Source organism: Massilia alkalitolerans DSM 17462 (assembly GCF_000427785.1).
Classification (GTDB): domain Bacteria; phylum Pseudomonadota; class Gammaproteobacteria; order Burkholderiales; family Burkholderiaceae_D; genus Telluria; species Telluria alkalitolerans.
Genome location: NZ_ATYR01000006.1, coordinates 17708 through 36566, shown reverse-complemented (window position 1 = coordinate 36566; position 18859 = coordinate 17708). Strand labels below are relative to the sequence as shown.

The following is an 18859-nucleotide window of genomic DNA, read 5'->3' as shown; positions in this document are numbered from 1 at the left end:
TGCGGCCCCGGAAGGCCGCTGATGGTGCTTAACTAGCCTTACAGTGCCTTCAGGGTGCCTTTCGGCAGCAGCGTCACCACTGCGTTCTTCTGGACCACGATTTCGGTACCGGTCGCGATTTCCAGGGTCACGGTGGTATCGGCCACCTTGACCACGCGGCCCAGGATGCCGCCGGCGGTCGCCACTTCGTCGCCCTTGGTCAGTGCGTCCATCATCGCTTTCAGCTCGCGCTGGCGCTTCTGCTGCGGACGGATCATGAGGAAATACATGACCACGAACATCAGGATCAGCGGCAGGAAAGTGGTCAGGCTACCCATCAGGCCAGGATCGGCTGCAGCCGTCGTTTGCGCGTACGCGTTGGAAATGAACACAAGGACTCCGATTGTGAGGATTAAAAAATAAGCGGTATATTCTAGCACCGGCGGTGGGGCCCGGGACAATCTGAGGGTATGTAGGCTTGCAATTCCTAATTGCAAGATGTTGATGGAAAAATAAGTGCAGAGCCTGCTGGCCGAATAAAAAAGGGCTCTACCGTACAGGAGAGCCCTTGTTCATGCAAACTCAGCAGTAAGCGCCCGCTTACACCCCGCGCGAGCGGTCGGCCCGGAACTGGATCCGGAACTCGTTGAACCGGTCCGCATCGATCGCGTCGCGCATCTCCTGCATGATCTTCAGGTAGAAGTGCAGGTTGTGGATGGTGTTCAGGCGCGCGCCCAGGATCTCGTTCGAACGGTGCAGGTGGTGCAGGTAGGCGCGCGAGAAGTTCTTGCAGCAATAGCAATCGCAGCTCTCGTCCAGCGGCGCCATGTCGTCCTTGTAGCGCGCGTTCTTGATCTTGACGTCGCCGAAGCGCGTGAACAGCCAGCCGTTGCGGGCATTCCGGGTCGGCATCACGCAGTCGAACATGTCGACGCCGTTGGCCACGCCCTCGACCAGGTCTTCCGGGGTGCCGACGCCCATCAGGTAATGCGGCTTGTTCTCCGGCAGGCGCGGGCCGACGTGGGCCAGGATGCGCTGCATGTCTTCCTTCGGCTCGCCCACCGACAGGCCGCCGATCGCCAGGCCCGGGAAATTGATGTCCTCGAGCCCCGCCAGCGACTCGTCGCGCAGGTGCTCGTACATGCCGCCCTGGACGATGCCGAACAGCGCATTCGAATTCTCGCCGCGCTTGAACTCGTTCATCGAGCGCTGGGCCCAGCGCAGCGACATGCGCATCGACTTGGCCGCTTCCTCGGCGGTGGCCGGGCGGCCGTCGATCTCGTAGGGGGTGCATTCGTCGAACTGCATCACGATGTCCGAGTTCAGCGAGCGCTGGATCTGCATCGACACTTCGGGCGACAGGAACTGGCGCGAGCCGTCGATCGGCGAGGCGAACTTGACGCCCTCTTCCGTGATCTTGCGCATCGCGCCCAGCGAGAACACCTGGAAGCCGCCCGAATCGGTCAGGATCGGGCCATCCCAGCCCATGAACTTGTGCAGGCCGCCGAACTTGTCGAGCACTGCCGTGCCCGGGCGCAGCCACAGGTGGAAGGTGTTACCCAGGATGATCTGCGAGCCGACTTCCTTCAGCTCGACCGGATCCATCGCCTTGACCGAACCATAGGTCCCGACCGGCATGAAGATCGGGGTTTCGATGGTGCCGTGGTTGAGCTTCAGGCGGCCGCGGCGCGCGTGCGACAGGCCGCTGGTGTCTTTCTTCAGTAGGGTAAATTCGAGCATGGTATCTATTAGCGTGAGGCAGTCGTCAGCAGCATGGCGTCGCCATAGCTGAAGAAGCGGTATTCGTTGGCGATCGCATGGGCATAGGCCTTGCGGATCTCGTGGTAGCCGGCAAAGGCCGACACCAGCATCATCAGGGTCGACTTGGGCAGGTGGAAATTGGTGATCAGGCGGGTCACGGTCTTGAAGGTGTAGCCCGGCGTGATGAACAGCGCCGTGTCGTCGCTGCCCACCTTCAGTTCGCCCGATTGCGACGCCGATTCCAGCGCGCGCAGACTGGTGGTGCCTACCGCCACCACGTCGCGCCCGAGCGCTTTCGCCGCCCGCACCGCATCCACCGTCTCTTGGGGAATCGTGTACCACTCGGAGTGCATCTGGTGCGCCGACAGGTCCTCGACCCGCACCGGCTGGAAGGTGCCGGCGCCCACGTGCAGGGTCACGTACGCCAGCTTGATGCCTTTCTCGGCCAGGCGGTCCAGCAGCGGCTGGTCGAAGTGCAGTCCGGCGGTCGGCGCGGCCACCGCCCCCGGCTCCTTCGAATACACGGTCTGGTAGCGCTGTTCGTCGAATTCGTCGGCATTGTGCTCGATGTAGGGCGGCAGCGGCAGGCGGCCGTGGGCCTCGATCAGCTCGAACACGTCGCCTTCGAAGTGCAGGGTGAAGAACTCGCCGGCGCGCTCGCCCACCGTCACGTCGAAGGCGTCGGCCAGGCGGATGCGGTTGCCTGGCTTGGGCGACTTCGATGCGCGCACCTGCGCCAGCACCGTGCGGTTGTCGAGCACCCGCTCGACCAGCACTTCCACCTGGCCGCCGGTTTCCTTGACACCGAAGAAGCGCGCCTTCAATACGCGCGTATTGTTCATCACCAGGAGGTCGCCCGGCTGGAGCTGGTCGACGATGTCCGCAAAATGGCGGTCGGTGATCTGGTCGCCATCGAGCTGCAGCAGGCGCGAGGCGCTCCGGTCCGGCAGCGGATGCTGCGCGATCCGCTCTGGCGGCAGGTCGAAATCGAAATCGGAAAGCGAGTACATTGTTGTCAATTCTGGGAAAATGGATGCTGACAGCCTTACAATAGAGGCTGCAATGCGTGCGGCGAACCCTCTATTTTACGCCAGCATCCGCCTGAATGCCGCAATATGCCCGCCCCAAAGACCACATCCGCCCCCAAAACTGTTGAATCCAAGCTCGCCAAGCTAGGGCTGCGCACCGACATGGACCTGGTGCTGCACCTGCCGATGCGCTACGAGGACGAGACCAAGGTCGTCTCCATTCGTGAAGCCAGCATGCGCGGCCTGCAGACCTGGCAGGTCGAAGGGGTCGTGGTCAGGAATGAAATCAGCTACAAGCCGCGGCGCCAGCTGCTGGTACAGATTTCGGACGACACGGGCGAACTGCAGCTGCGCTTCATGAATTTCTACGGCAGCCAGGTCAAGCAATTGTCCGAAGGCGTGAGGGTGCGTGCCCGGGGCGAGCTGAAACACGGCTTCTTCGGGGCCGAGATGGTCCACCCCACCTACAAGGTGATCAACGAGGGCGCGCCGCTGCCTACCTCGCTCACGCCGGTCTACCCGGCCGGCGAAGGCCTGTCGCAGACGGTGCTGCGGCGCGCGATCAACGACGCCATGAAACGGGTGGACTGGCGCGACACCCTGCCCAACGCCTTTCTCTCCCGCCTGCAGCTGTGGGATTTCGAGCCCTCGGTGCGCCTGCTGCACTACCCGCCGGCGGACGTGGACGAATACGCACTGACCGAGCGCAGCCATCCGGCCTGGACCCGCATGAAGTTCGACGAGCTGCTGGCGCAGCAGCTGTCCCTGAAGCGGGCCCAGCGCGCGCGGCGCGAGAAAGGCGCACCGCAGCTAGCAGCGGTCGGCGATCTGTCCGAGTCCTTCCTGGCCGCCCTGCCTTTCCAGCTCACCGGCGCGCAGCAGCGCGTCGTAAAGGAGATCGGCGCCGACCTGCGCGAGAGCTACCCGATGCAGCGCCTGCTGCAGGGCGACGTCGGCAGCGGCAAGACCGTGGTGTCGGCGCTGGCGGCCGCCCAGGCGATCGACAGCGGCTACCAGGCGGCGCTGATGGCGCCCACCGAGATCCTGGCCGAGCAGCACTTCCGCAAGATCGCGGCCTGGATGGCGCCGCTCGGCGTGAAGGTGGCCTGGCTGACCGGCAGCCTGAAGAAGAAGGAAAAGGATGCGGCCAAGGAGCTGATCGAATCCGGCGAAGCGAAGCTGGTGATCGGCACCCACGCCCTGATCCAGGACACGGTGCAGTTCGCGCGCCTGGGCCTCGTCATCGTCGACGAGCAGCACCGCTTCGGCGTCGGCCAGCGCCTCACCCTGCGCAACAAGGGCAGCGACGGCCTGGTCCCGCACCAGCTCATGATGTCGGCCACGCCGATCCCGCGCACCCTGGCCATGACCTATTACGCCGACCTCGAGGTCTCGGTCATCGACGAGCTGCCTCCCGGGCGCAGCCCGATCGTCACGCGCGCCATCGACCAGAACCGGCGCGACGAAGTGATCGAGCGCGTGCACGCCGCGGCCCAGGAAGGCCGCCAGGTGTACTGGGTCTGCCCGCTGATCGAGGAATCCGAGGTGCTGCAGCTGCAGACCGCCACCGAGACCTACGAGACCCTGGCCGAAGCCCTGCCCGACTTGCAGGTGGGGCTGGTGCACGGTCGCCTGAAACCGGCCGAGAAACAGGTGATCATGGACGCCTTCATCGCGGGTGAGATCCACGTGCTGGTGGCGACCACCGTGATCGAGGTCGGGGTCGACGTGCCGAACGCCTCGCTGATGGTGATCGAGCACGCCGAGCGCTTCGGCCTGTCGCAGCTGCACCAGCTGCGCGGCCGCGTGGGTCGGGGTTCCGCTGCGAGCGTGTGTTTACTTCTCTACCAGAGCCCGCTGGGCCAGGTGGCCAAGCAACGCCTGATGACGATGCGCGAGACCACCGACGGCTTCGAGATCGCGCGGCGCGACCTGGAGATCCGCGGCCCCGGCGAATTCCTGGGCGCGCGCCAGTCGGGCGAGGCGATGCTGCGCTTCGCCGACCTGGAGACCGACCAGTGGATCGTGGAAAAGGCGCGCGACGTGGCGCAGTACCTGCTGGATAACGGCGACCGGCCCGAATACATGGCGGTCGTCGATGCCCACCTGACGCGCTGGCTGGGCGGGCGCGAGGAATTCCTCAAGGTCTAGGAATCAGCGCAAGCCGTGACAATCCGATAGACATCGGGCCATCGAACCGGGCTATCGTGGCGGCTTGCCCACCACGTACGCACGGCCATGCCCATCCTCGGACTCGGACTTCACCTGATCGTCGCCATCTTCTTCGCCGTCCATGCCGTGCGTACCGGGCGGCAGTTGTACTGGCTGCTGATCCTGTTCGCCTTTCCCCTGCTCGGCAGCTTCGTCTATTTCGCGGCGGTCTTCCTGCCGCATTCGCGCCTCGAGCGCCAAGCCAGGGTGGCCGGACATGCGCTGCAGAAGAAGCTCGACCCGGGCCACGCGGTGCGCGAGGCGCGGCAGGCCTTCGACCTGACGCCGACCGCGCACAACCAGATGCGCCTGGCCAGCGCGCTGCTCGAAGCGGGACAAAGCGCGGAAGCGGTAGCGCAATTCGACGCCTGCCTGCAGGGGCCGTTTGCCCATGACGCCGAGGTGATCCTGGGCGCCGCGCGTGCGAAAGCGGCGCATGGCCAGCCGGCTGCGGCGATCGGGCTCCTGGCATCGCTGCAGGCGAAGCAGCCGGGCTTTCGTCCGGAAGAAACGGGATTGGCGCTGGGCCGGGCCTACACCGCCAGCGGCCGGCAGATGGAGGCCGGCGCCCAGTTCTCGGCGCTTGCGGAGCGCTTCGGCAGCATCGAGGCCCGGGCCGAGCTGGCGCTGTGGGCGCTCGCCAATCATGATGAGGCGGTGGCGCAGCGCGAGCTGAAGGAGATCGAGCATGCGCGCCGGCACATGAACAAATACACGCTCGACCTGCATCGGGAGCTGTTCCGGCGGCTCGATACCGCCGTGGGTAAGCGCTAAACCGCCACGACTGGCGGACCTTGCTTGACCGCCTGATCTCTGGGACCGGGCTCGCTGGCCAGGCGTACGGTGTAGTGTCCGCCCTCCTCTTTTTTCAATGAGAGAAGCTCATACGTCTTCAACATATCGAGTAGACCAGTGTAGCCAAAGTTATTGGGCGAGAAGCCTGGGTCAGTACGCCTCAGGTATAAACCCAGCGTGCCGAGAGAAACCTTCTCCTCGGGCGTATCACTTGTTAACAAGGCGACGGCATCGACGACGAACTGCGGCCGGGATTTTTGCGCCGGCGCTCTGGACGTGTCGGCCCTCTGGGGTACTGGGTTTTCTCGCGCAACGGTTTTTGGCACTGCCGGCGAAGCGGGTGCTGGTATCCACTCAAAGAACTGGTCGCTTGCGTTACGCAAGGCAGAAGGAGTTTTTGCTTCGCCAACGATATAGACTGTGGCACCGCGCTCATGCAGTTTGCGGCAGAGGTAGACGAAATCAGAATCACTGGTAACGACAAAAAAACAGTCCGCGCGACGATCAAAGAGAATTTCCAGCGCATCAAGTGCCAGCGCCATGTCGGCAGTGTTCTTCCCAGCTGCGTACTGATACTGCAGGCAGGGAGTGAAGGCCATCGATACCAGAGTTTCCCGCCATTTGTTGGCTAGCGTTGCATGGTTGCCGTAACCGCGCTTGACAACGACGCGGCCGAATTTCGCAACCATGAGCAACGCATATTCGACAGCAGCCGGATTTGTATTGTCGCAATCGACGAGGACTGCAACCCTGGATTCGTTTGTCATGAAGCCGTCCCTGGAAGAATAGTTCAGGTACTAATCGCGTTGGTAAAGGTCAGCCGGTTCCCGAACGGATCCTTCACCGACATGTCGCGCGAGCCCCAGGGGGTGTCGGCGATGTCCGGCCGGGCGTAGCCATACTGCCTGGCCGCCAGCTCCGCGTGGTAGGCATCGATGTCGCCGACCTCGATGCGCATCGCGGCGCCAGGGCAGCAGTCGCCGTGGTGTTCGCTCAGGTGCAGCACGCAGCCGTCGCGCGAGACCTGCAGGTAGAGCGGCAGTCCGGGTTCGAAGCGGTGCTCCCAGTCGACCTTGAACCCCAAAAAGCCGACGTAGAATTCGCGGGCTTTGGCTTCGTCGAAGATGCGCAGGATGGGCGCGACGGCGCGCAGCATCTCAATCGGCCCTGGTGAGCTCGACGCCGTCGACCGTCATCTTCCACTTGCCGCCCTCGCGATGCGGCGGCTTGCTGACAACAAACGTGGTGCGCACGAAGGCGACGCCGGCTTCGAAGTTGTTCCCCTTGAAGCCCTTCAGGTCGATGCTGAGGTTGACCTGGTCGTTCGGCCTGCCGCGCTTGTATTCGACCTTGCCTTCCTTCGACAGCGACAGCTGCATGTCCTTGCCCTGCCAGTCGCCGACATAGTCCATTTTGTCGGCCGGGACCGGATCGGCCCAGGCGGCGCTACCAGCGAACAGGCCGGCGGCCAGGACGAGGGATGGAAGGATACGCATGGGGGACTCCGCTGGAATGGTCATCGATACCGCTCCAGTATTCGCGCAGCGCTCCCGCTTGTCAATTCAGGCCGCATGCGCGGGCCGCAGGCTCCTGCGGTCGCTCTCGTAGGCCTGGCCGACCTGGCGCCGGATCTCGTCCATCACGCCCATCAGCGCCAGCGTCTCTTCCAGCTTCATGCCCGGGCTTTCCAGCAGGCCGGCCCGGAAGCAACGCTGCGCCTCGATCACTTCGTGCACGTAGCCGTTGCCGAGGTAAGGCGTGTCCACCGTGCGGGTACTGCCGTCCTCGAGGCTGACGGTGACGCTCGTCGCGCGGTGGAACATGGTGTTCATGCGCACGTGGCCGCGCGAACCCGACACCGTCAGCTCGCAGGGCGTGCGCGCCTGGAAGGAACAGCTGCACACCGACAGTCCGCCGCCTTCGTGCCGGAGCGTGAAGCCGGTCTGCACATCGACGCCGGTTTCCCCGAGCGCGGCCTGGGCCTTGATCTCGGTGACCGGGCCGAGCAGCGCGGTGGCGATCGACAGCGGATAGATGCCCAGGTCGAGCAGCGCGCCGCCGCCGAGCTCCGGATTGTAGAGTCGATGTTCGGGGCCGGCATTCGGCGTGATGCCGAAGTCCGCCACCACCTGGCGCACGGCGCCGATCTCGCCCGAGGCGATGATGCGCCGCACCTCGTCGAAGGCCGGCAGGTAGCGCGTCCACATGGCTTCCATCAGGAACAGGCGGCGCGAGCGCGCCAGCGTCACCACCTGCTCGGCTTCGCGCAGGTTCATGGTGAACGGTTTTTCGACCAGCACGCCCTTGCCGGCGCGCAGCGCCATCAGGGCGTTGTCGGCGTGCTGGGGATGCGGGGTGGCGACATAGACCAGGTCGATGCCGGCGGCATCGACCAGCTCCTGGTAGCTGCCATAGGCTGCGGCGCTGGCGCCGAATTCCTGCGCGAAGGCCTGGGCCTTGTCGAGGCTGCGCGACGCGACCGCCGCCAGCACGGCGTCCGGCACATCCTTCAGCGCATTGGCGAAGGCGCGCGCGATCTTGCCCGTGCCGAGGATGCCCCAGCGTACTGCGTTTGCCATCGTATTCCTTTCAGGTGGTCTGCCGTTTTGGGCGGAAGACCGTGGTATCGAGATAAAAGTCGCGGTCCTGCCCGGGCCACCAGTCCGGCACGCCGAGCACGGGCAGCGGCGTGAAGCCAGCCGTCGTCAAGCCTGCGCGCGCCAGCTCGTCCGCCACGTGGGCGTCGAGCCAGGCCCGCTGCTCGCCAGGGGCCAGCGCGAGCACATCATCGCCGGCGAAGATGACGCGCGTATGGGCGGTGATCGCCTTGCGCGGCGCGACCAGCTTTTCCATCAGCGCGTGGCCAAACAGCCAGATTCGCACATCGCTTTCGAAGTCGGCGCGCTTGTCATGGAGGGCGGAGAGCCAGCCGTGGGCCCGCAGTTCGTCCACCAGCGCCCGTCCGCCATTCCCCTCGCGCACGACCAGCAGCGCGGCGTTCTCGTCGAAAATGGTGGCGGCATCGCGCGCCGGCCCGCGCGACTTGCCGATGCCGGCCTGGGCGATCTGGGCGGCCTGCAGGGCATTGAGCTGGCGCTTGATGAGCGGGAAGGTCTGCCACACCAGGCCGTTGAAGAAGTCGTGCAGGTTGTCGCGGGTCGGGACCTGGCCGGTGGCGCCGATGAATTCCTCGTAGGCCGTCCCCTCCGGCAGCGTGCTTTGCGGCACGAAGCGCAGCGGCAGGCCCGCCCCGTTGCGCAGACCGAGCGCCGTCGCGTTGCGGTTGAAAGCGTCGATGAAGTCATCGCCGTCCAGGCCCAGCCGCGCAACTTCCAGCCAGGCCGGCCGCACCGCGTCATACCACGGGCGCGACCAGTCGATCTGCGACAGCATGCAGGCTTACACCATCTTCCAGGAGATGGTCTCGCCGGCGTTGAGCGGCACCAGCGAGTGCTCGCCGAAGGGAACGGTGTCCGGCAGGGTCCAGGACTCGCGCTTGAGCGTGATCGTCCCTTCGTTGACCGGCAGGCCGTAGAAGGCCGGGCCGTTCAGGCTGGCGAAGGCTTCCAGCTTGTCGAGTGCGCCAGCCTGGGCGAAGGCTTCGGTATACATCTCCATCGCGTGCAGCGCGGTGTAGCAGCCGGCGCAACCGCAGGCGGCATACTTGGTGTGCACCGCGTGCGGCGCCGAGTCGGTGCCGAGGAAGAAGCGCTCGTCGCCGCTGGTGGCGGCCGTGACCAGCGCCAGGCGGTGTTCCTCGCGCTTGAGCACCGGCAGGCAGTAGTAGTGCGGGCGGATACCGCCGCGGAAGATCTCGTTACGGTTGTACAGCAGGTGGTGGGCGGTGATGGTCGCCGCGATCGGCCCTTCCGCCTCGGCCACGTACTGGGCCGCTTCTTTGGTGGTGATGTGCTCGAACACCACCTTCAGGACTGGCATGGCGCTGCGCAGCGGGCGCATGACGCGCTCGATGAACACGGCTTCGCGGTCGAACAGGTCGATCTCGTTGTCGGTGACTTCGCCGTGCACCAGCAGCGGCATGCCGACTTCCTGCATCACTTCCAGCGTTTTATAGCATTTCTTCAGGTCGGTGACGCCGGCGTCGGAATTGGTGGTGGCGCCGGCCGGATACAGCTTGACCGCGTGGACGAAGCCGGAATCCTGGGCGCGGCGGATCTCGTCCGGATCGGTGTTGTCGGTCAGGTACAGCGTCATCAGCGGTTCAAACGCCATGCCTTCCGGCAGGGCGGCCAGGATGCGCTCGCGGTAGGCGGCAGCCATGGCGGTGGTGGTGACCGGCGGCTTCAGGTTCGGCATCACGATCGCACGCGCGAACTGGCGCGCGCTGTGCGGCAGGACGCTGGACAGCGCCGCGCCGTCGCGCAGGTGCAGGTGCCAGTCGTCGGGGCGGGTGATGGTAATGGTGTCAGGGGTATCGATCGGGGACATGGCGGCTCTCGGATTGCGGATGCCGACATTCTACCGGAGCCACTGCACCGGAGGGGGGCCGGCGCCAGCGTCAGCGCGCCATGAAGGTGTCGAATTTTTTTACAGTCCTTGCAAATCATAGTGCCAAGCACTTGATTTTACTGCATGGCATGTTTATTGCTGATTAATTCACTTTATAACCCATAATCACAAACCAGGGATATCCGCATGAGCATCCACCGCCTCTTTTCGCACACAATGATGCCCCCCCTGCGCCAGTCTGTCATCGTCGCCGCCCTGCTGCCGCTGATGGCGCAAGCCGCACCTGTGTATAACGTCACCGCCCTGGGCACCCTGGGCGGATTTTCTGGCAACGCCTTCGGCATCAATGCCGCCGGCCAGGTCGTGGGCCCGGCTGGCACCGCCAACAATGCTAACCACGCCTTTCTCTACCAGAACGGCGCCATGCAGGACCTCGGCACACTGGGCGGGACGTATAGCTCCGCCAACGGCATCAATGCCGCCGGCCAGGTCGTAGGCTATGCCAACACCGCCAACAATGCGGCTTCCCACGCCTTCCTCTACCAGAACGGCGCCATGCAGGACCTCGGCACACTGGGCGGGACGTCTAGCGCCGCCTACGGCATCAATGCCGCCGGCCAGGTCGTGGGCCAGGCCGGCACCGCCAACAATTCTAACCACGCCTTTCTCTACCAGAACGGCGCCATGCAGGACCTCGGCACGCTGGGCGGGACGTATAGCATCGCCCACGGCATCAATGCCGCTGGCCAGGTCGTGGGCTATGCCGGCACCGCCAACAATGCGGCTTCCCACGCCTTCCTCTACCAGAACGGCGCCATGCAGGACCTCGGCACACTGGGCGGGACGTATAGCATCGCCCACGGCATCAATGCCGCTGGCCAGGTCGTGGGCTATGCCGGCACCGCCAACAATGCGGCTTCCCACGCCTTCCTCTACCAGAACGGCGCCATGCAGGACCTCGGCACACTGGGCGGGACGTATAGCGTCGCCCACGGCATCAATGCCGCCGGCCAGGTCGTGGGCCAGGCCGGCATCGCCAACGATGCTACCCACGCCTTTCTCTACCAGAACGGCGCCATGACCGACCTGAATGCGTTGATCGATGCCTCTTCCGGCTGGCGGATAGTCGACGCCCGCGGCATCAACGACCTACAACAGATCGCCGCCTATGGCTGCAAGTCCGGCGTCGGCTGCCAGCCCCTGCGCCTCGACCTGATCGATGCGGGCGCCCCGGCTGCAGTGCCGGAACCCGGCAGCGCCGCCATCCTGTTGTCCGGCGTGTTGGCCATGGCCGGCCTGCGGCGCCGGAAAGCGGCCCGCTGAGCGGGGCGTTGGCGCCTGACCGAAGAGGCGCGGAATCCGCGCCTCTTCGACCACGTCGATCTTGCCGCTGAACGCAATGCTCAGCCTTCTTTCTAGTGGACGATGCGCGCCAAAAACTCGCGCGCTCGCTCGGACTTCGGCGCGCCGAAGAAGTCTTCGGCCGGGCTGTCCTCGACGATGCTGCCGTGATCCATGAAGACGATCCGGTCCGCCACCTTGCGCGCGAAGCCCATCTCGTGGGTGACCACCATCATGGTCATGCCTTCCTGGGCCAGCCCCACCATCACGTCGAGCACCTCGCCGATCATCTCCGGGTCGAGGGCGGAGGTCGGCTCGTCGAACAGCATCGCCACCGGGTCCATCGCCAGTGCGCGCGCGATCGCCACGCGCTGCTGCTGCCCGCCCGAGAGCTGGCTCGGGTACTTGTCCTTGTGGGCCAGCAGGCCGACCCGGTCGAGGTACTTCAGGCCGCGCGTCAGGGCTTCATCCTTGCTGCGGCCCAGCACCTTGACCTGGGCCAGTGTCAGATTTTCGCGTACCGACAGGTGCGGGAACAGCTCGAAGTTCTGGAACACCATGCCGATGCGGGCGCGCAGCTGGGACAGCCTGGTTGTCGGATCGCCCACCGAGATGCCATCCACCCGCACCACGCCCTCCTGGAAGGGTTCCAGCCCGTTGACGGTCTTGATGAGGGTGGATTTGCCGGAGCCGGAGGGCCCGCACACCACCACCACGTCGCCGCGCTCCACCCGGGTGCTGCAATCGCGCAGCACCTGGAAGCTGCCGTACCACTTGCTGACATTCTCGATTTCGATCATCTGCGCCTGTTCTGTTGTACTCGTGTAAGCGTGCTTGACAGCATTTCTAGCGACAAGGATACTTCGGAACTTGCCTTACCTACCAGAACGAATCACCGTTCTCCCTACGATAAAAAACCCCAATAGTTCGGCTTGCGACAGTGCCATCCCCTGCCGCGGGTTATGCACAGGTCCACGAGACAGGAAGCATTATGGATAAAAAGAACCGCCTGACAACCTACATCCTGGTCGGCCTCGCGCTCGGGATCGTCGTCGGCTACGTGGCCAACACCAGCTTCGAGAACCCGGCAGGCTTCGCCGAGACGATGTCGCTGATCACGACCATGTTCCTCCGCCTGATCAAGATGATCATCGCGCCGCTGGTGTTTTCGACCCTGGTGGTCGGCATCGCCAAAATGGGCGACGCCAAGGAAGTGGGCCGCATCGGCGTCAAGGCGCTGGGCTGGTTCTTCATCGCCTCGGTCATCTCGCTGTCGCTGGGCCTGATCCTGGTGAACCTGTTCCGTCCGGGTGACGCGATGGCCCTGTCGGGCGCCGTGCCGCCGGTGGGCGCCTCGTCGGGCATCACCACCACCGGCCTGACCATGAAGGACTTCATCACCCACCTGATCCCGACCTCGATCTTCGACGGCATGGCCAGGAACGAGATCCTGCAGATCGTGGTGTTCTCGGTGTTCTTCGGCACCGCGGCGGCCGCCGTCGGCGCCCGCGCCACCCCGCTGATCGACGCAGTGGACGGCATCGCCCACATCATGCTCAAGCTCACCGGCTACGTCATGAACTTCGCGCCGATCGCCGTGTTCGCGGCGGTGGCCGGCGTCATCGCCAAGAGCGGCCTGGGCGTGCTGTCGACCTACGGCATCTTCATGGCCGAGTTCTACCTCGGCATCATCCTGCTGTGGGTGGTCCTGATCGCGATCGGCGGGATCTTCCTGGGCCGCCGCGTGCTGCGCCTGATTTCCGAACTGAAGGAACCGACCATCCTGGCCTACACCTGCGCCTCGTCGGAAGCGGCGTTCCCGAAGACCCTGGAAGGCCTGGAGCGCTTCGGCGTCAAGAACCGCCTGGCCGCCTTCGTGCTGCCGATCGGCTACTCGTTCAACCTCGACGGCTCGATGATGTATTGCACCTTCGCGGCCGTGTTCATCGCCCAGGCCTACGGCATCGAGCTGGACCTGGCGACCCAGATGACCATGATGCTGGTGCTGATGCTGACCTCGAAGGGCATGGCCGGCGTGCCGCGCGCCTCGCTGGTCGTCATCGCCGCCACCCTGGCCCAGTTCAACATCCCGGAAGCCGGCCTGCTGCTCCTGCTGGGCATCGACCACTTCCTGGACATGGCCCGTTCGGCCACCAACGTGATCGGCAACGGCATCGCCACCGCCGTGGTCGCGAAGTGGGAAGGCGACCTGGCCGAGCCGAACAAGGATCCGGCGATCGCGCCGCTGCGCTAACGCAGCACGAATCATCTTCAGTACCGAAGGCCTTCCAGCGATGGAGGGCCTTTTTTCCATCACTACCTATAACAACATGAGGAGCGAGACATGAAACAACTGACCATGGCAGGCCTGCTGCTGGGCGCGTTCGGCAGTACCCACGCCGCCACCCAGACCATCGACTGCGGCCGCCTGCTCGACGTCAAGAACGGCACCTGGCGCGAGCGCGTCAGCATCGTGGTCGAGAACGGCGTCGTGAAATCGGTCGGCCCGATGACCCAGGCCGCCGGTAACGTGGACCTGTCGCGCCACGCCTGCCTGCCGGGCCTGATCGACATGCACGTGCACCTGACCAGCGAAACCGCGCCGGTGGTCGACGCCTACCGCGACCGCCTGACCGCCGATCCGCAGGACATGGCCTTCCGTTCGGTCAAGTATGCCCAGCGTACCCTGATGGCGGGCTTCACCACGGTGCGCGACCTCGGCGCCGCCGACGGATTGAACGTCTCGCTCAAGCGCGCCATCGCCGCCGGCGAGATCCCGGGCCCGCGCATGTTCACCGCCGGGAAGTCGATCGCCACCACCGGCGGCCACGCCGATCCGACCAACAACCTGTCCCACTTCCTGAGCGAGAAGATCGGCGCCCCTGGCCCCGAGAAGGGCGTGATCGACAACCCGGAAGAAGGCCGCCAGGCCGTGCGCCAGCGCTACAAGGAAGGCGCGGACCTGATCAAGATCACCGCCACCGGCGGCGTGCTGAGCCAGGCCGCCAACGGCCAGAACTCGCAGTACACCGAGGACGAACTGAAAGCCATTGTCAGCACCGCCAAGGACTATGGTTTCCGCGTTGCGGCCCATGCGCATGGCGCCGAGGGCATGAAGCGCGCACTGCACGCCGGCGTCGACTCGATCGAGCACGGCACCCTGATGGACGACGAAACCGTCGCCCTGTTCAAGAAGACCGGCCACTGGTACGTGCCGACCATCTCGGCCGGCCGCTACGTGGCGGACAAGGCCAAGATCGCTGGTTATTATTCGGACCTGGTGCGCCCGAAGGCCGCCGCGATCGGCCCGCAGCTGCAGGCCACCTTCGCACGCGCCCACAAGGCCGGCGTGAAGATTGCTTTCGGCACCGATGCCGGCGTGTTCCCGCACGGCGAGAACGCCAAGGAGTTCGGCTACATGGTCGAGGCGGGCATGTCGCCGCTTGACGCCATCCGTGCCGCAACCCTGCATGCCGCCGCCCTGCTCGACCAGGGCAATCGCCTGGGTGCGGTCGAACCGGGATTTGCCGCGGACATCATCGCGGTCGAGGGCGATCCGCTGCGCGACGTGAAGGTGCTCGAGCAGGTCAAGTTCGTGATGAAAGACGGCGTGGTCTACAAGAAGCCGTAAGCGTTTTTAGCAAAAGGAGAAGTTCATGTTGTTCCGTCCTACCCAGCGCGCCGGTGCGGCGCTGTTTGCCTTCCTGCTCATGCTTGCCGGCGCCGTGCAGGCACAAGCCTCGAAGCTGCCGAACGTGACCATCCTCGCCACCGGCGGCACCATCGCCGGCACCGGCGCCAGCAGCACGACGACGGTCGGCTACACCGCCGCCACCGTGGGCGTGCAATCGCTGATCCAGGCGGTCCCGGAAATCACCAGGGTGGCGAACGTCACCGGCGAGCAGGTGTTCCAGATCGCCAGCGAAAACATGGGCAACGAGCACTGGCTGATCCTGGCCAAGCGCGTCAACACCCTGCTGGCGCAGCCGAACGTGGACGGCATCGTCATCACGCACGGCACCGACACGCTGGAAGAGACGGCCTACTTCCTGAACCTGGTCGTGAAAAGCAAAAAGCCGGTGGTGGTGGTCGGGTCGATGCGCCCGTCCACCGCCCTGTCGGCGGACGGCCCGATCAACCTGTACAACGCGGTCAACCTGGCCGGCTCGCCAAGCGCGGTGGGCAAGGGCGTGCTGGTGGCGATGAACGACCAGATCCACGCGGCGCGCGACGTCACCAAGGCCAACACCACCACCGCCGACACCTTCCGTGCGGCCGAGCTGGGCATGATCGGCTACATCCAGGGCGGCAAGCCTTTCTTCTACCGTGAAGTCACGCGCAAGCACACAGTGGAGACCGAGTTCGACGTGTCGACACTGGATGCCCTGCCGCAGGTGGACGTGGCCTACGCGTATGCCAACGTGGGCGACGTGGCGGTGAAGGCGCTGGTGGCCGCCGGCGCCAAGGGCCTGGTGCACGCAGGCGTGGGCAATGGCAGCCTGCCGGCGAAAACCAAGCCGGCCCTGATCGCGGCGCGTGAGAAGGGTGTGGTGATCGTACGTTCGTCGCGCGTGGGCCAGGGCATCGTGGCGCGCAATGGCGAGGCGAACGACGACCAGCTGGACTTCGTGGTGGCGGATACGCTGAGCCCGCAGAAGGCGCGCATCCTGCTGATGCTGGCGCTGACCAGGACCAGCAATACCAAGGATATCCAGCGGATGTTCTATACCTACTGATGCAGTTCTTTTGTTAGCCGAAAAACCGTCGTTCCCGCGCAGGCGGGAACCCAATTTCTCGACTAACCACAAAAACTTGGATTCCCGCCTACGCGGGAATGACGGTCTCAAGGGTGCGTGTCAAATCAAGCGAACGTGGGTGACTACTTCGCGATTTCCAGCGGCGGCGACGCCAGCTCCTCATCCGGCCGCGCCAGCTGCCTTTCCCACATCTGCGCATACAAGCCCCGCGCCGCCAGCAAGGACTGATGGGTGCCGCGCTCCACGATGCGCCCGTGGTCCAGCACGATGATCTGCTGCGCATCCGCGATGGTCGACAGCCGGTGCGCAATCACCAGGGTGGTGCGGTCCTTCGCGATTTCTTTCAGCTGGGCCTGGATCGCCTGCTCCGACTTCGAGTCCAGCGCCGACGTCGCCTCGTCGAAAATCAGGATCGCCGGGTTCTTCAGCAGGGTGCGCGCGATCGCCACGCGCTGCTTCTCGCCGCCCGACAGTTTCAGGCCGCGCTCGCCGACGGTGGTCTTGTAGCCGTCCGGCAGGCTCTCGATGAAGTCGTGGATCGAGGCCGCCCGCGCCGCCGCCACGATGTCCTCATGCGAGGCGCCTGGCCGGCCGTACGCGATGTTGTATTCGATGCTGTCGTTGAACAGCACCGTATCCTGCGGCACGATGCCGATCGCGGCGCGCAGCGATTGCTGGGTGATGTTGCGCAGGTCCTGGCCGTCGATGCGGATCGCCCCGCCATTCACGTCGTAGAAACGGAACAGCAGGCGTGACAGGGTCGACTTGCCCGATCCGCTGTGGCCCACCACCGCGGTGGTGGTCCCGGCCGGAATCGTGAAGTCGACGTCGAACAGGATCTGGCGCTTGGCTTCGTAGCTGAACTCGACGTGCGAGAACTCGACCCGCGCGCCCTGCGTCACCAGCGGCTGGGCGCCGGGACTGTCGGCCACTTCGCGGTTCTGGTCGAGCAGCGAGAACAGGCGCTCCATGTCGGCCAGGCTCTGCTTGATCTCGCGGTAGATCACGCCCAGGAAGTTCAGCGGGATGTACAGCTGGATCATGAACGAGTTCACCAGCACCAGGTCGCCAAGGGTCATGGTCCCGGCGATCACGCCTTCGGTGGCGCGCCACAGGATCAGCGTGACGGCGGTGGCGATGATCAGGGATTGGCCCGTGTTCAGGAAAGAGAGCGAAGTCTGCGAGCGCACCGCGGCGTTCTCGAAGCTCTGCAGGCCCTGGTCGTAGCGCTTCGCTTCGTATTCCTCGTTGCCGAAGTATTTTACCGTTTCGTAGTTGAGCAGCGAATCGATGGCCTTGGTATTGGCCTTCGAGTCGAGCTCGTTCATGGTGCGGCGAAAGTGCGTGCGCCATTCGGTCACGATCACCGTGAAGGCGATGTAGCTGACCAGCGCGACGCCGGTGATGACGGTGAACCAGATGTCGTAGTTCAGCACCAGGTAGCCGAGCACCAGGGTGATCTCCACCAGCGTCGGCAGCACGTTGAACAGCGAATAGGAGATCAGCGAATTGACGCCGCGCGTGCCGCGTTCGATGTCGCGCGTCATGCCGCCGGTCTGGCGGTTCAGGTGGAAGCGCAGCGACAGCGCGTGCAGGTGGCGGAACACCTTCAGCGCGATGGTCCGCACCGCACGCTGCGTCACCCGTGCGAACAGGAACTCGCGCAGCTCGGTGAACAGCGTGGTGGACAGGCGCAGCAGGCCATAGGCGACCAGCGCGCCGAGCGGCAGCACCAGCAGCGCGTGCGGGTCTTTCGGGTCGATGGCGAGCTGGTCGATCAGCTGCTTGAGCACCAGCGGCACGCCGACGTTGGCCATCTTGGCGCCCACCAGCGCGGCGAGCGCGGCCAGCACCCGCCATTTGTAGACCCACAAATACGGGAACAGGGTGCGCAGGGTGGCCCAGTCATTGCGCGGCACGCCCTTGGAATCGGGCGGCAGTGGTACGGATGAGGCTGGAGTACGTCGCATGGCAGGGTATGGGGATTTATGGTTCAATTCGGGACGATTGTAGCTTTTACCGAGAAAACAAGATGACCACGCCACAAAATGCCGCTGTTCCACGAACCCGCCTGCCCGAAGGCAAGATGCCCGAACTGCGCGTGATGCCCGCGCCGTCCGACGCTAACGTATACGGGGACGTGTTCGGCGGCTGGATCATGGCCCAGGTCGACGTCGCAGGCTCGCTGCCTGCCACCCGCCGCGCGAACGGACGCGTGGCCACCATCGCCGTGAACTCCTTCCTGTTCAAGCAGCCGGTGTTCGTGGGCGACCTGCTGTCCTTCTACGCCGAGATCGTCAAGGTCGGCAATACCTCGATCACCGTGTGCGTCGAGGTCTATGCCGAGCGCAACCGCCTGCAGGCGGATGTCGTGAAAGTCACCGAGGCCCAGCTGACCTACGTCGCCACCGGTCCGGACCGCAAGCCGCGCCAGCTGCCGCCACTCGATTCGCTGATCAGCCACGACTGAGCCTATGCCAGTAGGTAAGGGGAAGCGAATGGCGATGCATGGCGAGC

18 protein-coding genes are annotated in these 18859 nt (G+C 64.9%); 7 read left to right on the top strand and 11 right to left on the bottom strand.

The window, feature by feature from the left end; all coding sequences use genetic code 11:
• Window positions 1-38 precede the first annotated feature (38 nt).
• The 3 genes from yajC to queA all read right to left on the bottom strand — a co-directional run bounded on the left by yajC (window position 39) and on the right by queA (window position 2750).
• Entirely contained in the window at window positions 39-371 is a 333-nt protein-coding gene (gene yajC / locus YWC_RS0108220) for a preprotein translocase subunit YajC (RefSeq protein ID WP_036213732.1), read from the bottom strand.
• 208 nt (window positions 372-579) lie between these two features.
• Window positions 580-1719: a tRNA guanosine(34) transglycosylase Tgt gene (tgt, locus tag YWC_RS0108215; RefSeq protein WP_027864933.1), complete on the bottom strand. Its 1140-nt coding sequence runs from the start codon at window positions 1717-1719 to the stop codon at window positions 580-582.
• Window positions 1720-1727: 8 nt separating this feature from the next.
• Window positions 1728-2750 (bottom strand): tRNA preQ1(34) S-adenosylmethionine ribosyltransferase-isomerase QueA, encoded by a 1023-nt coding sequence (queA, locus tag YWC_RS0108210; protein ID WP_027864932.1) that lies wholly within the window; start codon window positions 2748-2750, stop codon window positions 1728-1730.
• Window positions 2751-2855: 105 nt separating this feature from the next.
• Between queA and recG the strand changes: the two genes are divergently transcribed.
• Entirely contained in the window at window positions 2856-4919 is a 2064-nt protein-coding gene (gene recG / locus YWC_RS0108205) for an ATP-dependent DNA helicase RecG (protein ID WP_027864931.1), read from the top strand.
• 87 nt (window positions 4920-5006) lie between these two features.
• Window positions 5007-5753, top strand: coding sequence for a tetratricopeptide repeat protein (locus tag YWC_RS0108200; RefSeq protein ID WP_027864930.1), 747 nt, complete (start codon window positions 5007-5009; stop codon window positions 5751-5753).
• Here YWC_RS0108200 and YWC_RS28765 read toward each other — a convergent pair.
• From YWC_RS28765 to pyrC, 6 genes are all read right to left on the bottom strand, one after another.
• The gene (locus tag YWC_RS28765; protein WP_036213729.1) at window positions 5750-6541 is read right to left on the bottom strand and encodes an NYN domain-containing protein; all 792 of its coding nucleotides are present in this window, start codon (window positions 6539-6541) and stop codon (window positions 5750-5752) included. The two genes, YWC_RS0108200 and YWC_RS28765, sit on opposite strands and share 4 nt — an antisense overlap.
• Window positions 6542-6564: 23 nt before the next feature.
• Window positions 6565-6930, bottom strand: coding sequence for a glyoxalase superfamily protein (locus YWC_RS0108190; RefSeq protein WP_027864929.1), 366 nt, complete (start codon window positions 6928-6930; stop codon window positions 6565-6567).
• Between the two features lies 1 nt (window position 6931).
• On the bottom strand, window positions 6932-7270 hold the full coding sequence (locus YWC_RS0108185; RefSeq protein WP_036213726.1) for a hypothetical protein: 339 nt from the start codon (window positions 7268-7270) through the stop codon (window positions 6932-6934).
• Between the two features lie 66 nt (window positions 7271-7336).
• The gene (locus YWC_RS0108180; protein ID WP_027864927.1) at window positions 7337-8353 is read right to left on the bottom strand and encodes a Gfo/Idh/MocA family protein; all 1017 of its coding nucleotides are present in this window, start codon (window positions 8351-8353) and stop codon (window positions 7337-7339) included.
• A gap of 10 nt (window positions 8354-8363) precedes the next feature.
• Window positions 8364-9167 (bottom strand): DUF3025 domain-containing protein, encoded by an 804-nt coding sequence (locus tag YWC_RS0108175; RefSeq protein WP_027864926.1) that lies wholly within the window; start codon window positions 9165-9167, stop codon window positions 8364-8366.
• A 6-nt stretch (window positions 9168-9173) separates the two neighbouring features.
• Entirely contained in the window at window positions 9174-10223 is a 1050-nt protein-coding gene (pyrC, locus tag YWC_RS0108170) for a dihydroorotase (protein ID WP_027864925.1), read from the bottom strand.
• A 207-nt stretch (window positions 10224-10430) separates the two neighbouring features.
• Here pyrC and YWC_RS28760 point away from each other — a divergent pair, with 207 nt between their 5' ends.
• Window positions 10431-11567 carry a PEP-CTERM sorting domain-containing protein gene (locus YWC_RS28760; protein ID WP_051306326.1) on the top strand — a complete coding sequence of 379 codons (1137 nt, stop codon included), beginning with the start codon at window positions 10431-10433 and terminating at the stop codon, window positions 11565-11567.
• A gap of 92 nt (window positions 11568-11659) precedes the next feature.
• Here YWC_RS28760 and YWC_RS0108160 read toward each other — a convergent pair whose 3' ends face one another.
• A complete protein-coding gene (locus YWC_RS0108160) occupies window positions 11660-12385 on the bottom strand; it encodes an amino acid ABC transporter ATP-binding protein (RefSeq protein ID WP_027864924.1) in 726 nt (241 codons plus the stop codon).
• Window positions 12386-12576: 191 nt separating this feature from the next.
• Between YWC_RS0108160 and YWC_RS0108155 the strand changes: the two genes are divergently transcribed.
• The 3 genes from YWC_RS0108155 (at window position 12577) to YWC_RS0108145 (ending at window position 16321) form a co-directional block, all read left to right on the top strand.
• The gene (locus YWC_RS0108155) at window positions 12577-13839 is read left to right on the top strand and encodes a dicarboxylate/amino acid:cation symporter (RefSeq protein WP_027864923.1); all 1263 of its coding nucleotides are present in this window, start codon (window positions 12577-12579) and stop codon (window positions 13837-13839) included.
• Between the two features lie 90 nt (window positions 13840-13929).
• On the top strand, window positions 13930-15216 hold the full coding sequence (locus tag YWC_RS0108150) for a metal-dependent hydrolase family protein (protein WP_027864922.1): 1287 nt from the start codon (window positions 13930-13932) through the stop codon (window positions 15214-15216).
• A gap of 25 nt (window positions 15217-15241) precedes the next feature.
• Complete coding sequence (locus YWC_RS0108145) at window positions 15242-16321, top strand: type II asparaginase (protein WP_027864921.1); 1080 nt, start codon at window positions 15242-15244, stop codon at window positions 16319-16321.
• Window positions 16322-16464: 143 nt separating this feature from the next.
• On the opposite strand, the gene YWC_RS0108140 is transcribed toward YWC_RS0108145, so the two are convergent.
• Window positions 16465-18312, bottom strand: coding sequence for an ABCB family ABC transporter ATP-binding protein/permease (locus tag YWC_RS0108140; RefSeq protein ID WP_036213721.1), 1848 nt, complete (start codon window positions 18310-18312; stop codon window positions 16465-16467).
• A 62-nt stretch (window positions 18313-18374) separates the two neighbouring features.
• On the opposite strand from YWC_RS0108140, the gene YWC_RS0108135 reads away from it, so the two are divergent.
• On the top strand, window positions 18375-18812 hold the full coding sequence (locus YWC_RS0108135; protein ID WP_027864919.1) for an acyl-CoA thioesterase: 438 nt from the start codon (window positions 18375-18377) through the stop codon (window positions 18810-18812).
• Window positions 18813-18859 lie beyond the last annotated feature (47 nt).

What these genes read in the sequence shown, in the direction of transcription:
- tgt (WP_027864933.1), bottom strand. Translation starts at nt 1,719, where the DNA reads ATGCTCGAATTTACCCTACTGAAGAAAGACACCAGCGGCCTGTCGCAC.
- queA (WP_027864932.1), bottom strand. Translation starts at nt 2,750, where the DNA reads ATGTACTCGCTTTCCGATTTCGATTTCGACCTGCCGCCAGAGCGGATC.
- recG (WP_027864931.1), top strand. Translation starts at nt 2,856, where the DNA reads ATGCCCGCCCCAAAGACCACATCCGCCCCCAAAACTGTTGAATCCAAG.
- YWC_RS0108200 (WP_027864930.1), top strand. Translation starts at nt 5,007, where the DNA reads ATGCCCATCCTCGGACTCGGACTTCACCTGATCGTCGCCATCTTCTTC.
- YWC_RS28765 (WP_036213729.1), bottom strand. Translation starts at nt 6,541, where the DNA reads ATGACAAACGAATCCAGGGTTGCAGTCCTCGTCGATTGCGACAATACA.
- YWC_RS0108190 (WP_027864929.1), bottom strand. Translation starts at nt 6,930, where the DNA reads ATGCTGCGCGCCGTCGCGCCCATCCTGCGCATCTTCGACGAAGCCAAA.
- YWC_RS0108185 (WP_036213726.1), bottom strand. Translation starts at nt 7,270, where the DNA reads ATGCGTATCCTTCCATCCCTCGTCCTGGCCGCCGGCCTGTTCGCTGGT.
- YWC_RS0108180 (WP_027864927.1), bottom strand. Translation starts at nt 8,353, where the DNA reads ATGGCAAACGCAGTACGCTGGGGCATCCTCGGCACGGGCAAGATCGCG.
- YWC_RS0108175 (WP_027864926.1), bottom strand. Translation starts at nt 9,167, where the DNA reads ATGCTGTCGCAGATCGACTGGTCGCGCCCGTGGTATGACGCGGTGCGG.
- pyrC (WP_027864925.1), bottom strand. Translation starts at nt 10,223, where the DNA reads ATGTCCCCGATCGATACCCCTGACACCATTACCATCACCCGCCCCGAC.
- YWC_RS28760 (WP_051306326.1), top strand. Translation starts at nt 10,431, where the DNA reads ATGAGCATCCACCGCCTCTTTTCGCACACAATGATGCCCCCCCTGCGC.
- YWC_RS0108160 (WP_027864924.1), bottom strand. Translation starts at nt 12,385, where the DNA reads ATGATCGAAATCGAGAATGTCAGCAAGTGGTACGGCAGCTTCCAGGTG.
- YWC_RS0108155 (WP_027864923.1), top strand. Translation starts at nt 12,577, where the DNA reads ATGGATAAAAAGAACCGCCTGACAACCTACATCCTGGTCGGCCTCGCG.
- YWC_RS0108150 (WP_027864922.1), top strand. Translation starts at nt 13,930, where the DNA reads ATGAAACAACTGACCATGGCAGGCCTGCTGCTGGGCGCGTTCGGCAGT.
- YWC_RS0108145 (WP_027864921.1), top strand. Translation starts at nt 15,242, where the DNA reads ATGTTGTTCCGTCCTACCCAGCGCGCCGGTGCGGCGCTGTTTGCCTTC.
- YWC_RS0108140 (WP_036213721.1), bottom strand. Translation starts at nt 18,312, where the DNA reads ATGCGACGTACTCCAGCCTCATCCGTACCACTGCCGCCCGATTCCAAG.
- YWC_RS0108135 (WP_027864919.1), top strand. Translation starts at nt 18,375, where the DNA reads ATGACCACGCCACAAAATGCCGCTGTTCCACGAACCCGCCTGCCCGAA.